At 38.0% G+C, this 12,811-nt stretch carries 10 protein-coding genes and 1 other annotated feature; of the genes, 6 read left to right on the top strand and 4 right to left on the bottom strand.

Translation table 11 applies throughout. The annotated features are described in order from the left end of the window. Positions 1-120: 120 nt before the first annotated feature. On the bottom strand, positions 121-633 hold the full coding sequence (locus L6W14_RS17360) for a gamma carbonic anhydrase (protein ID WP_016994472.1): 513 nt from the start codon (positions 631-633) through the stop codon (positions 121-123). 133 nt (positions 634-766) lie between these two features. Here L6W14_RS17360 and L6W14_RS17355 point away from each other — a divergent pair, with 133 nt between their 5' ends. Together L6W14_RS17355 and L6W14_RS17350 are read left to right on the top strand one after the other, a co-directional pair. Beyond that, on the top strand, positions 767-1,573 hold the full coding sequence (locus L6W14_RS17355; protein ID WP_054549914.1) for an alpha/beta hydrolase: 807 nt from the start codon (positions 767-769) through the stop codon (positions 1,571-1,573). 126 nt (positions 1,574-1,699) lie between these two features. Next, complete coding sequence (locus tag L6W14_RS17350) at positions 1,700-3,208, top strand: alanine/glycine:cation symporter family protein (protein WP_131521269.1); 1,509 nt, start codon at positions 1,700-1,702, stop codon at positions 3,206-3,208. 61 nt (positions 3,209-3,269) lie between these two features. Here the strand turns inward: L6W14_RS17350 and L6W14_RS17345 are convergent, their stop codons facing one another. Both L6W14_RS17345 and L6W14_RS17340 read right to left on the bottom strand, forming a co-directional pair. Beyond that, complete coding sequence (locus L6W14_RS17345; protein ID WP_131521270.1) at positions 3,270-3,848, bottom strand: tRNA 5-(aminomethyl)-2-thiouridylate-methyltransferase MnmM; 579 nt, start codon at positions 3,846-3,848, stop codon at positions 3,270-3,272. After that, positions 3,845-4,801 (bottom strand): tRNA modification radical SAM protein MnmL/YtqA, encoded by a 957-nt coding sequence (locus tag L6W14_RS17340; protein WP_048391094.1) that lies wholly within the window; start codon positions 4,799-4,801, stop codon positions 3,845-3,847. The genes L6W14_RS17345 and L6W14_RS17340 overlap by 4 nt, the downstream gene beginning before the upstream one ends. 225 nt (positions 4,802-5,026) lie before the next feature. On the opposite strand from L6W14_RS17340, the gene L6W14_RS17335 reads away from it, so the two are divergent. From L6W14_RS17335 to leuS, 4 genes are all read left to right on the top strand, one after another. After that, positions 5,027-6,205, top strand: coding sequence for an MDR family MFS transporter (locus L6W14_RS17335; protein ID WP_048391096.1), 1,179 nt, complete (start codon positions 5,027-5,029; stop codon positions 6,203-6,205). Positions 6,206-6,352: 147 nt separating this feature from the next. Beyond that, on the top strand, positions 6,353-6,700 hold the full coding sequence (locus L6W14_RS17330) for an ArsR/SmtB family transcription factor (RefSeq protein ID WP_131521271.1): 348 nt from the start codon (positions 6,353-6,355) through the stop codon (positions 6,698-6,700). 56 nt (positions 6,701-6,756) lie between these two features. Next, positions 6,757-8,499 (top strand): SulP family inorganic anion transporter, encoded by a 1,743-nt coding sequence (locus L6W14_RS17325; RefSeq protein WP_237898500.1) that lies wholly within the window; start codon positions 6,757-6,759, stop codon positions 8,497-8,499. Between the two features lie 65 nt (positions 8,500-8,564). Continuing rightward, positions 8,565-8,775, top strand: a binding site (T-box leader). Between the two features lie 86 nt (positions 8,776-8,861). Next, positions 8,862-11,279 (top strand): leucine--tRNA ligase, encoded by a 2,418-nt coding sequence (gene leuS, locus L6W14_RS17320; RefSeq protein WP_237898499.1) that lies wholly within the window; start codon positions 8,862-8,864, stop codon positions 11,277-11,279. Positions 11,280-11,414: 135 nt separating this feature from the next. Here the strand turns inward: leuS and L6W14_RS17315 are convergent, their stop codons facing one another. Further along, entirely contained in the window at positions 11,415-12,596 is a 1,182-nt protein-coding gene (locus L6W14_RS17315) for a NupC/NupG family nucleoside CNT transporter (RefSeq protein WP_305799917.1), read from the bottom strand. Positions 12,597-12,811: the final 215 nt, after the last annotated feature.

Here is a 12,811-nt window from a genome sequence, read left to right as displayed (position 1 = left end):
GGGGCAACATTGCTCCTTTTGTTTTTTTTACAAAAATACCTCGCTAGGATTCGTGAACATATTCGGTACACGAAAACGCGAGGGATTTTTTCGTTAGTATTGATTTTTTGTGTAGGTTATTTATTTCTGAAGTGATTTATAATATTGACCTTTTTCTGCGTATTCTCGTACGATGCGTTCCATATCCTCTTTATCTTCAGCATTTAATTCTCGGACAACTTTTGCTGGACGACCTAATGCTAAACTATTTGGAGGAATGACTTTACCAGGAGGTACTAGGCTTCCAGCTCCAATAAATGCACCTTCTCCAATCTCAGCTCCGTCTAAAATAATGGATCCCATACCAATTAAGGCATTTTTGCGAATTGTACAACTATGTAAAGTGACTTGGTGTCCAACTGTTACCTCATCTTCAATAATGAGCGGATATTTTGGGCTTTGGTGTAAACAGCAAAGATCCTGGATACTGACACGTTTACCAATAATCGTTGGGGAAACATCACCACGAATAACCGTATTAAACCAAATAGTTGTTTCGGCGCCAATTGTTACGTCGCCCGTAACAGTTGCGTAATCAGCAATGAAAACAGACGGATCGATCTTTGGCGTTTTATCTTTAAATGGATAAATCATGAAAATCGCCTCTTTTCTTTCTATAATGTAGTATTATCGTATCAAATACGCAACTTTATGGAAATATAAAATTAAAATGTGCTATTTATTTCGATATAATCAAAGTGTAATCATTTTTTAGGAGGACTATGTAATGTGGAAATGGGAAGCTGATGGACAAGCAAAAGCTGTGATTGCTATTCTTCATGGTGCTTATGAAAATCACCGTTGGTATGCATGGCTGATAGAGAAATTAAGATTAGAAGGCTTCCACATAGTCATGGGAGATTTACCGAATCATGGGGGTAATGCAAGGTTTGCTCGAGTCCATGATGAAGACTTCAAATTGTACAATAAGTATACAAGAAACCTGATTGAAAATGCTTTTTCATATAATTTACCAACCTTTGTAATAGGGCATGGACTAGGTGCAACATTAATCCTCCATACACTGCAAAAGAGACAATATGAATGTGCAGGCATTATTTTAACATCACCTTGGTTGCAACTAAAGCTATTACCAGGTAAATTAACAAATGCTTTAACAAGTCTAAGTGCGTTAACGGCCAATGTTAAATTGACACATGATATTACATTAGAGAAATTAACGCGTAGTGTTGAAGGCAGAGAAGAAATGAAAGATGATGTACCGCTCATGTCTGTTGTTTCTGTGAAATGGTATCGAGAACTTCAGCAGATGATGAAAAATTTAGTGATGCTGCCTAAAGGTGAAATGCCTAATATGCCTATGCTAATTATGACAGCTGAGAAGGATAAAATTACGGACACTCGCCAAACTCGAAATTGGCTTCATCAACAGGAATTCACGGAATTTCAGTTTAAAGAATGGGCAAATTGTTATCATAATTTATTTCATGAGGGAGAGCGCGAAGAGATTTTTATGTATATACGAGATTTTATTAATAATGCTCTTCGAAGAATTGGTTATATAATTAAATAGGTTTATACCCTTCCATTTACTAGGTTACTTACTTAAATATTGTTACTTAAAAATAATATTGTAATTTTCAGAAAAGTGTAATACTATAATGACTTAAAGTAAGGTAATTCAAATTGGAGGGGTAAAATGGATGTAATTGTAGAGAAGTTGAATGGTATTTTATGGGGACCATGGTTTATTTATGGCATCTTATTAATTGGGTTATTTTTCTCAATTATTACAAGGTTCCTACAAGTAAGGCACATTAAAGATATGTTTGTTTTAATGTTTAAAGGGGAGAAGTCAGAAAAGGGAATATCTTCATTCCAAGCAATGTCTATCGCATTATCAGGACGTGTAGGTACAGGTAATATTGCTGGTACTGCGACAGCGATTGGAATGGGAGGACCTGGTGCTGTCTTTTGGATGTGGGCAATCGCTTTCATAGGTGCGGCTACCGCGTATGTAGAGTCAACATTAGCTCAAATCTATAAAGAAGAGAAAGATACAGAATATCGTGGTGGACCGGCCTTTTACATAGAAAAAGGAATGGGCCAAAAATGGTTTGCAGTTATTTTTGCTGTGGCGGCTTTAATAGCAATGTTAATTTTGATGCCTGGTGTGCAGTCGAATGCCATCGCAGGTGCTGTTGAAAACGCTTTCGGTTTGGATACATGGATCACAGGACTTATAATTGTTGTGTTACTAGGTGCTATTATCATTGGTGGTATTAAATCAATTGCAAACGCTGCCCAGATTATTGTACCGTTTATGGCATTAGCCTATATCATTATGGCCATTATCATTATTTTTATGAATATTTCACAAGTACCAACGGTTATCGGATTAATTTTTTCTAGTGCATTTGGTGCTCAAGAAATTTTTGGCGGGGTTATTGGTTCAGCGATTGCTTGGGGTGTTAAACGTGGAATTTACTCCAATGAAGCTGGTCAAGGAACTGGGGCCCACCCTGCGGCAGCTGCGGAAGTATCACATCCTGCTAAGCAAGGAATTGTTCAAGCAGCATCTGTGTATATTGATACATTATTAATTTGTTCTGCTACCGCATTTATGATTTTATTTACGGGGATGTACAATGTACAAGATGAAAAGGCAGCTGAGGGAGCAGATCCATTTATTCATGTTGGAGAATTCAATAGTGGTGGATTAGCTGGTGATGAGCAAATGACTTTTGCGAAAAGTATTGAAGCGGGTGCAGCCTATACACAATATGCAGTTGACTCATCATTACCTGGCTTTGGTGCTCCATTTGTAGCCATTGCGTTATTCTTCTTTGCCTTTACAACAATCATGGCTTACTACTATATTGCAGAGACAAATGTCGCTTATTTATTTAGAGGTAGCACAGAAAAGATATTCATTTGGATTGCGAAAATTGCCATTTTAGTTGCAGCCTTTTATGGTACAATCCGTACGTCTGGTCTAGCATGGGCAATGGGAGATGTAGGTCTTGGTTTGATGGTTTGGATTAACGTTATAGCTATTTTAATTATCATGAAACCAGCTATTATCGCATTAAAAGATTACGAGAAACAGAAAAAAGAAGGAAAAGACCCAGTCTTTGATCCTCGTAAACTAGGAATTAAAGGTGCAGATTTCTGGGTTGACTATAATGAAAAACGCAATAACAAGTAGATAAAGAGCAAGGCGATCAGCTAGTTTGATAGAAACTAGCTGATCGCCTTTTAGCATGTCATTATTGAATAGGATATTCTTTCATTTTCTCTAATGCAATGACGAATGGTGGATCATTTTGTTGATTCAGAAATGCATATTTTAAGACATGAACATATTTTTGTGGCAGTTGGCTTACATAATCAATGACCTTATCACGCTCTTCTTTTCCACCTGGATGACCATGATAAATAACAAGAACAATCAAACCGCCCACTTTTAAGAGCTTTAATATATTCTCAATGGCTTGGATTGTTGTATTAGGTCTTGTAATAATATCATGGTTGCTACCAGGTAAATAGCCGAGATTGAAGATTGCCGCAGTTACTGGCTTGTGAACAAACTGTGTAACTTCTTCATGCCCTTTATTTAAAACGAGTGCTCGATGTTCTAAACCATGATCTAAAAGTCGGAGGAGTGTCGCGTCAACCGCCTCTTTTTGGACATCAAAGGCATAAACTTGCCCTTCATCCCCAACAAGCTGTGCCAGAAACAATGTGTCATGGCCGTTTCCAGCAGTTGCATCCACAACTGTATCTCCCTCTTTTATATTATCTTTTAATAACTGCTGGGCATATTGTAAAACGCGTTGTAGTATCATTTCATAACCTCTGCCTTATACAACTTCCCTTGCCAACTACCACGACGTTCAAGCTCAGCATCAATGCCATTCAGTACTTCCCATTTATTAACACTCCACATGGGTCCAATCATTAAATCAATCGGTCCATCACCTGTAATACGATGAATGACCATCTCTGGTGGTAAAATTTCTAATTGGTCTGCTACTAGTTTTGTATACACATCTTGATCTAAAAATTCTAACATACCTTTTTCATATTGCTTCACCATAGGCGTTCCTTTTAATAGATGAAGTAAGTGGATTTTAATGCCTTGGACATCTAATTGTGCAACTGCTCGTGCCGTTTCCATCATCATGTCATAGTCTTCGAGAGGCAATCCGTTAATGATATGTGAGCAAACACGAATGCCATGCTTACGCAATTTTTCAACGCCTTCCACATACGTTGCATAATCATGGGCACGATTAATAAGATTAGCCGTTTTCTCATGCACCGTTTGTAGACCGAGCTCAATCCATAAATACGTCCGCTCATTTAGCTCTGCTAAATATTCGACAACATCATCAGGTAAACAGTCAGGACGAGTAGCAATAGAAAGACCTACTACACCTTCTTGCGCTAAAGCTGCTTCAAATTTTTCTTTTAAAACTGGCAAAGGGGCATGTGTATTTGTGTAGGCTTGGAAATAGGCCATGTATTTGCCATCCTTCCATTTCTGGTGCATTTTGTCTCGGATTTCAGCAAATTGAACATCAATTGGATCTACCTTATTACCAGCAAAATCACCAGAACCTGCAGCACTGCAAAATGTACAGCCACCGAAAGCAACTGTGCCGTCGCGGTTAGGGCAATCAAATCCTGCATCTAATGCCACTTTAAAAACTTTATGACCAAATTGGTCACGTAAATAGCGATTCCATGTATAGTATCTTTTCCCCTCTGAAGGAAAAGGAAAATTCGTCTCTGTCATTTATTTCACTCCTCTAACGCTCTATTCTATCATGTGCATTTCGTTCCGTCATGGGGTAAGGGTAATATCATGATTTGGATAAAGTAAAATGGAAAGGAACAAAACTAAATACGATTGAAAATAGGATAGAAGTCTTGTAAAAAAGGTAAAATTATTTTCCTTGTACTTTTAAGTATTTCAGCATACACTAACTATTTAGAGAAGCGAAATAATGGAGGTCATCCTATGCCAAAACGTGTTTGGTTTTTAATTATCGGAATGCTTGTGAACACAACAGGCAACTCTTTTTTATGGCCTTTGAATGCCATTTATATGCATGATTATTTAGGCAAATCTTTAGCTATGGCTGGTTTTGTCTTAATGCTGAATTCTGCTGCTGGAGTATTAGGTAATCTATTAGGTGGTTACTTATTTGATAGAATTGGTGGCTATAAAGCTATTATGCTTGGTATCCTGTTAACGATTGCTTCATTAATTGGCTTAACAATTTGGCACGGTTGGCCACATTATGTGTGGTTTTTAACGATACTAGGCTTTAGTGGGGGTATTGTTTTCCCAGGTATGTTTGCCTTAGCTGGGGCTGCCTGGCCAGAAGGTGGACGTAAGGCTTTTAATACTATCTATTTAGCACAAAATGTCGGTGTTGCCGTAGGTCCTGCCCTTGCCGGTATAGTGGCAGATTATCAATTTGACTATGTGTTTAAAGTGAATTTAGGTATGTATATTTTATTCTTTTTCATTGCCTTATTTACATTTAAGCGTTTGGAGGCGGGCAGTATTGCACCTAAAAATGTCTTGAGCGAAAGTAAGCGAATCGTAAACAAGGCACCTTTCTATGCTTTGTTAATAATTAGTGCATCCTCCGTTTTATGCTGGCTAGCATATTCTCAATGGAGTGCAACCATTTCATCTTATACACAAGATTTAGGATTGGGATTAAAGCAATATAGCTTACTTTGGACAATCAACGGTCTTCTAATTGTCATTGGGCAACCGCTCATTGCACCACTCGTAAAGCGATGGGAACACAATTTAAAACGTCAGTTAGTATTTGGTGTAACGCTGATTGCACTTTCCTTTGGTATTATTGCCTTTGCAAACGATTTTAAAATGTTTGGAGCAGCGATGCTTGTCTTAACATTTGGCGAAATGTTTTATACGCCAGCGTTACCAACGATTGCTAATCAACTGGCACCAAAAGGTCGACAAGGGTTCTATCAAGGCATTATCAATAGTGCTGCCACTGGAGGACGGATGATTGGTCCACTATTTGGCGGTATTATGGTGGATCAATTTGGCATGATTCCTCTTGTTTTAACATTAGTAGTTATTGTACTATTGGCGATTATTCCATGTTTAACATACGATTATCCTTTAAAGAAGAACAAAATAGTAGCAGATTAATAATGTCGCACTGAAAAGAGCAAAAACGAGTATTAAGTACTTGTTTTTGTTCTTTTTTTATAGCAGATATTGAAAAAATGTTGTGACAGGATTACAATCATACATATTCAAATATTTGAATATGTAGTTATATGGAGGGGTTTTTTTATGGAAGAGGGCTTACAACAGTTTAAAGCGGATTTTTTCAAAGCATTAGCACATCCGTTACGCATCCGAATACTTGAACTCCTTGTAGATGGACAGAAAAGTGTCAATGAGATTCAAGATTGCTTGGAGAAAGAGGGTTCTGCTGTTTCTCAGCAATTAAGTGTATTGCGTGCTAAAAATATTGTTTATGGCGTGAAGGAAGGGAAAAAAGTTTATTATTCTTTAAGTGACCCAATGATTGGTGCATTACTTGGGGTGGCAAAGGATATTTTTAATAACCATTTGGTTAATACCATTTCGAGATTAGAGGAAATGACGAGTAATGAAGGTGACGAAGAGAATAAGTAAATCAATGATGATGACAAATTGAGCTTTGCTTATTATTTCGAAGGGAAGATTTATCTATGAAGTCACTGTTTACAGGACGCTTTGAAGGATATTCAGTTCAACATGTAAAGAAGGATTTATTGTCAGGGATTATTGTGGGAATCGTTGCTATTCCACTTGCCATGTCCTTTGCCATAGCATCGGGTGTGAAACCTGAATATGGGATTTATACAGCTTGCATTGCAGGTATTCTTATTTCTCTCTTTGGAGGTTCCAAATATCAAATAGGTGGGCCTACGGGGGCGTTTGTGCCAATTCTATTGGGGATTGTTCTTACCTATGGCTATGAAGATTTATTACTAGCGGGTTTAATGGCAGGGGTATTGCTTTGTGTCATGGGCTTTTTTAAGTTAGGGACTTTAATTAAGTTTATTCCACGTCCTGTAACAGTTGGTTTTACAGCAGGGATAGCAGTGATTATTTTTACAGGTCAAATCGCTAACTTTCTAGGGCTCACAAATGTTAAAAGGCATGAATATTTTATCGCCAACATACAGGAAATTATTAAGCAGCTTGATACGACAAATACGTATAGTATTCTTACTGCTGCGGTATGCTTGGTGACAATCGTGGTGACACCAAAGTTTTTTCCAAAGGTTCCTGGAGCATTAGCGGGTATCGTTGTCTCTACACTTATAGCAACCTTCTTCTTTTCAGGACAAGTTGCTACCATTGCAACGGCCTATGGGCAAATTCCTAATACATTACCTCATTTCGCCTTACCGAACATCACGCTCGAACGATTACAACAACTTATTGGTCCAGCGTTTGTCATTGCAATGCTAGGTGGTATTGAGTCTTTATTATCGGCAGTTGTGGCGGATGGGATGACAAATAGTAAGCATAACAGTAATCGTGAGTTAATTGGTCAGGGAATTGCTAATATTGTGACGCCTTTATTCGGTGGTATTCCAGCAACAGGTGCTATTGCACGCACAGCGACCAATATCAAAACAGGAGCAGTATCCCCTATGTCGGGTATCATTCATGGTGTGTTTGTTTTAATCACATTATTGTTATTAGCTCCATATGCATCTCATATTCCGTTAGCAAGCATGGCTCCGGTACTGATGGTCGTAGCTTGGAATATGAGTGAACGACATCATTTCTCACATATCGCAAAATTAAAATCAGGCGACTCACTGGTATTATTGATTACCTTTTTATTAACGGTATTCACTAGTCTTACGTTAGCAGTTGAGGTTGGGCTTGTGCTGGCTGTGCTATTATTTGCGAAACGCATGAGTGAAAAGCTTGTTGTTACAAAAGTACTTCCAGATCATTCAAATAAAAGTGAAAAGGTACAGCCACATGTAGTGCATCAGCAGCATGATTGCCCGCAAATTAGTATGTACACCATTGAAGGGCCGTTGTTTTTTGGTGCTGCACAAATGTTTGAGCAAACGATTGAAAGTACTCTGCATCAGCAACCAAGAGTTTTGATATTACGGATGGGGAAAGTGCCCTTTATGGATTCTACTGGAGAAGCATATTTTAGTAATATCATAGAAAATTATAAAGCACAGGGCGGTACTATTTTGGTTACGGGTGTGCAAGGTGATTTAAAGGATGCTCTTCAGCACAATGGTCTTTACGATAAAATAGGCGCGCAACATTTTTTTCAGCATACAGGAGAAGCGATTACAAAAGCTTTCCATTATTTGAACGCCAATCAATGCATTGGTTGTCAGCATTTTGCTTTTCATGAATGTAAGGATTTATCAAAGTCTAAGGAAGAAAAGGATTTAATTGTTCAGTAATGGGTAAGCTGTAAACAAAGGCTTGTGCTTTTCAATACTTTCCATTAGAATAAATGCAATATCATGTAAAGACTGTGATGAGGAATAGTAAATTTGTGGTTCTTTTTAGAGAGCTAGCGGTTGGTGGAAGCTAGTAAGAATGCAAGTTGAACTCGCCTTCTGAGTCTGCCCGCGTGAAACAGCGTGTGTCGTTTCTTCCGCGTTAAGGAAGCTTGAGCCGAGTGTAATCACTAATTTGGGTGGTACCGCGGGAGTACAAATTCTCTCGTCCCTTCTATAAGATAGGGGCGAGTTTTTTTATTTTTTAAATATTTTGTCAATTATAATGGAGAGCAGCACGATCAATCGAAGGAGGAAAAAAAATGAGTTTTAATCATGAACAAATTGAAAAAAAGTGGCAGCAATACTGGGCTGATAACAAAACATTTAAAACTGAAAATGAAACAGCAAAGCCTAAATTTTATGCATTAGATATGTTCCCATATCCATCAGGCGCAGGACTTCATGTAGGCCATCCAGAGGGCTATACGGCAACTGATATTCTATCGCGCTTTAAACGTATGCAAGGCTATAATGTACTTCATCCAATGGGCTGGGATGCTTTTGGTTTACCAGCAGAACAATATGCACTTGATACAGGGAATGATCCAGCTGAATTTACAGCTAAAAATATTGCAACATTTAAACGTCAAATTCAAGAGCTAGGCTTCAGCTATGATTGGGATCGCGAAATTAACACAACTGATCCAGAGTATTATAAATGGACACAATGGATTTTTATCCAGCTTTATAAGAAAGGTTTAGCCTATGTAGATGAAGTAGCTGTTAACTGGTGTCCAGCACTTGGCACGGTATTAGCTAACGAAGAAGTAATTGATGGGAAATCAGAGCGTGGTGGTCATCCAGTAGAACGCAGACCAATGAAGCAGTGGATGCTTAAAATTACAGCCTATGCTGATCGTTTAATCGATGACCTAGAAGAAGTTGATTGGCCTGAATCTATTAAAGATATGCAACGCAATTGGATTGGCCGTTCAGAAGGGGCAGAAGTGACATTTGCCATTGACGGTTCTGATCAAAACTTCACAGTTTTCACAACACGTCCTGATACATTGTTTGGTGCTACATACTGTGTGCTTGCACCAGAGCATAAATTAGTGGAACAAATTACAACAGCTGACCAACGCCAAGCTGTTGAGGCTTATTTAGAGAAAGTTAAAATGAAATCTGACCTAGAGCGTACAGATTTAGCGAAAGAAAAAACAGGTGTATTTACAGGTGCTTATGCAGTGAATCCGATAAACGGTAAAAAAGTGCCGATTTGGATTGCTGACTATGTGTTAGTGTCTTATGGTACAGGTGCTATTATGGCGGTGCCAGCACATGATGAGCGTGACTATGAATTCGCGACTGAATTTGGCCTAGACATCGTTCCTGTACTTGAAGGTGGAGACATCAGTAAAGAAGCATTTACAGGTGATGGTCAACATATTAACTCTGAATTCCTTAATGGTTTAAATAAAGCAGATGGCATTGCGAAAGCCATTGAATGGTTAGCGGAAAAGGGTGTGGGAGAGAAGAAAATTTCTTACCGTCTACGTGACTGGTTATTCTCCCGTCAGCGTTATTGGGGTGAACCAATTCCAATGATTCATTGGGAAGATGGCACGATAACGCCAGTTCCAGAATCAGAATTACCTCTAATGCTACCAAAAACAGATAATATCCGTCCATCAGGTACTGGTGAATCACCATTAGCAAATATTGAAGAATGGGTAAATGTTGTCGATCCAGAGACAGGTAAAAAAGGACGTCGTGAAACAAATACAATGCCGCAGTGGGCAGGTTCGAGCTGGTACTTCCTACGCTATATCGACCCTACAAATACAGAGGCGATTGCAGACCCAGAGTTACTAAAACGTTGGTTACCTGTTGATATTTATATTGGTGGTGCGGAGCATGCTGTATTACATTTACTATACGCTCGCTTCTGGCATAAAGTTCTCTATGATTTAGGCGTTGTCCATACAAAAGAGCCATTCCAAAAATTATTTAACCAGGGAATGATTCTAGGTGAAGGTAACGAGAAAATGTCTAAATCTAAGGGCAATGTTGTCAACCCAGATGAAATTATTACGTCACATGGTGCCGATACATTACGTTTATATGAAATGTTCATGGGCCCACTAGAGGCTTCTGTTGCATGGTCTACAAATGGTTTAGATGGAGCACGTCGCTTCTTAGACCGTATCTGGCGTCTATTTGTCAGTGAAGCAGATGGCGCAATTTCAGCAAAAATTCAAGTGTCTAACGAGCAATCACTTGAAAAATCATACCACCAAACAGTGAAAAAAGTGACAGAGGATTATGAAGGCATCCGCTTTAACACAGCTATTTCACAAATGATGGTCTTTATTAATGATTGCTATAAAGCTGATGTGATTCCAACGACTTATGCTGAAGGCTTTGTGAAAATGCTAGCTCCAATCGCTCCACATATTGCAGAAGAACTATGGCAACTATTAGGACACGATTCAACTCTTTCATATGAGCAATGGCCAACATATGATGAAGCAAAGCTTGTGGATGATGAAGTAGAAATTGCTGTACAAGTTGCTGGTAAAGTTCGTGCTAAGATCGTCGTAGCAAAAGATGCTTCAAAAGAGGATATTGAAAAAGTAGCACTTGCCGATGAAAAGGTTCAAGAATACATGGCAGGAAAGAGCTTAGTGAAAATCATCGTTATTCCAGGCAAACTTGTCAATATTGTCGTAAAATAAAGAGATATAAAATAAAAATGTACATTACTAAATTCAATTTTAGTAATGTACATTTTTTAATTTAGAGCTTAAGCAATAAAATAAGGACTGCACCCATCTAACTGAGTGCAGTTCAATAAATAGCTCCTGATACAATTAAATAATCAATCCCACAATAATAGCTGTTAGGATACTTACGAGTGTAGCACCGTACAACAACTTTAGTCCAAATCGAGCAACGACATTCCCTTGCCTTTCATTCAAACCTTTTACAGCTCCCGAAATAATCCCGATTGATGAAAAGTTGGCAAAAGATACGAGGAATACAGAAATAATACCTAATGTACGTTCACTCATGGACTCGGCAACATCGCCAAGGTTAATCATAGCAACAAATTCGTTTGTTACTAATTTGGTTGCCATAATACCGCCAGCTGCCACAGCATCTGCCCATGGGATACCCATTAGGAAAGCGATTGGCGCAAAGATAAAGCCTAATATTTCTTGGAAAGATATACCGATAATCATATCGAATAATGAATTGATTAAATCCATTAATGCTACGAAACCAATAAGCATTGCCCCAACAATGATGGCTACTTTAAAGCCATCCATAATATATTCGCCAATCATTTGAAAGAACGCTTGCTTCTGTTCATCTTCAATTGTTAAGATATCTTCTTTTTCATCCACAGTATATGGATTAATGATGGAAACAATAATAAATCCACCAAACAGGTTTAATACAATGGCCGTAACAACATACTTTGGCTCAATCATCGTCATATAAGCTCCAACTACTGACATCGAAACAGTCGACATAGCAGAAGCGCATAATGTATACATACGTTGTGGTGCAATCTTATCTAATTGCTTTTTAACAGTTATGAACACTTCGGATTGGCCTACCATAGCAGAGGCAACAGCATTATAGGATTCCAATTTCCCCATACCACTTACTTTACTTAAAAATAAACCTACCCATCTCATTAGAAAAGGAAGAATTTTGAAATGCTGCAAGATCCCAATCAGAACAGATATAAAGACGATTGGTAATAAAACAGCTAAAAAGAAGGGTGATTCTCCTTCATTTGCTAAGCCACCAAAAACAAATGATATACCTGCATTTGCATAGGACAATAAGTGATCAAACACTTTGGTGATTCCTTTGATTAGGACATAGCCGACCGTTGTATTAAGTAGTAAAGCTGCCAATAAAAATTGGATGATCAACATAATCACTATATATTTATATTTTATTTCTTTTTTGTTTTTACTCATTAATAAAGCTAAGGCAAAAACAAGTAACAATCCACAAAAGGATATTAAGTATCTCATAAGTTCCTCCATAAGTATCTGTGATATTTTGTCCTGATGTTCCAATTTCAGAAGAACAGCTAAAGATCTTAATTAGTCAGACGTCAGACAAACAATCTCACTATAACAGTTTTTTTGCTAGTTATTCAATAGATAATAGAAAAAAAGTATGCAACATGGCATACAAACAAATTCATTCTAAAAATGTAGGCTATTTCTTTAGGAGTTACTATTCA

It is taken from the genome of Lysinibacillus sp. ACHW1.5 (assembly GCF_022014815.1).
GTDB classification, from domain to species: Bacteria; Bacillota; Bacilli; order Bacillales_A; family Planococcaceae; genus Lysinibacillus; species Lysinibacillus capsici.
The sequence above is the reverse complement of the archived record's forward strand: the minus strand, read 5'-3'. Positions and strand labels throughout refer to the sequence as shown.